Here is a 1,169-nt window from a genome sequence, read left to right on the forward strand (position 1 = left end):
TACAACAACTTGACACTATCCTTTATCACTTTCATTTTGCTCTGCACGTTCTTTTAACTCATTCAGTGTTAATTTTTCAGCTACCTTTTCTTTTTCCTTAATGTATTTAATAAAGGATTCTTCGGGAATAGCCTGTGAACCGGTTTGTAACTTCAAAGGGAACATCCATACTTTTCTTGGAACCCCATCTTCACCTTTTTGTATTTCCTGATAAGGCTTACCTGCCAAAGATACAAGGCCACGATATATGTATTCTGTAGGTACCAGTACTTCGAACAGATGAACTTCTACACCATTTCTATCAGATTCTGCTAGTGTTTTATTTTGCATAAAATTCAAATCTTGGTCCCCATTTTTACCCATACCCGTATAATGCAAAACATCTCCAAACCATTTATCTTCATACAGGCCTTTTGTATGATCAGATATTATAACTAGGGAATTGGTTGCTTTTGACCGGCGCATTCCCCCCATATTTCCGCACTTAAATTCAGCTATAATATCTGAATGGGTTACAACTTGTCCAATTTTAAATTTGCAAAAACTACTCATAATAATCCTCCATTACCTTTTTTGCAATCAGTATATCTGCTGGCAATAGTTCAAATTTTAGTAAATCAATTATTCTAACCCATTTATACTTATCATGAACAGATATCTGAATTGTCCCGTCAGTTATTGTACAATAATAGGCAATTAGATAAATGTTTATATTACCGTAATCGTGAGTTACCTCAGTACAAAATTTATCAATCGAAACATTGATATTAAGTTCCTCTTTAAGTTCTCTAGTAAGGCAATCTTCGGGGGTTTCGTCAGCTTCAATTTTCCCACCTGGAAATTCCCATCCTCCAGCGAAATTTTCTTTTGGTGCACGTCTAGTAATTAGAACCTTATCATTATCTGTAATAACTCCTGCTGCGACTCTAATTCTTTTCATAACTTACACCTCTTCTATCTCTTCAAAGTTGCTATTTTTACTCTCCAATTTAATATAAAACCTTGCCAAACATGTTAGGTAGCACTCACTCCTTGAACTTATCTGGATATATGCCATATATATATGCCATAATTAACCACCTTGCTACAATTATATAATACAAAAATTTATTTGTCTATATATTTGTTTATATATTTGTATAAAAATAAAAACGGTTAATTGTAAAATT

2 protein-coding genes are annotated in these 1,169 nt (G+C 33.1%); both read right to left on the reverse strand.

Features of this window, described 5'->3' with window-relative positions:
• Positions 1 to 15: 15 nt before the first annotated feature.
• Positions 16 to 552 carry a YDG/SRA domain-containing protein gene (locus JT739_RS11890; RefSeq protein WP_237661348.1) on the reverse strand — a complete coding sequence of 179 codons (537 nt, stop codon included), beginning with the start codon at positions 550 to 552 and terminating at the stop codon, positions 16 to 18.
• Positions 545 to 940 carry a (deoxy)nucleoside triphosphate pyrophosphohydrolase gene (locus JT739_RS11895; RefSeq protein ID WP_237661349.1) on the reverse strand — a complete coding sequence of 132 codons (396 nt, stop codon included), beginning with the start codon at positions 938 to 940 and terminating at the stop codon, positions 545 to 547. Before JT739_RS11895 ends, JT739_RS11890 begins: the two co-directional genes overlap by 8 nt.
• Positions 941 to 1,169 lie beyond the last annotated feature (229 nt).

The sequence above is a fragment of the Tepidanaerobacter sp. GT38 genome (assembly GCF_021991635.1).
In the GTDB taxonomy this organism is placed as follows: domain Bacteria; phylum Bacillota; class Thermosediminibacteria; order Thermosediminibacterales; family Tepidanaerobacteraceae; genus DTU063.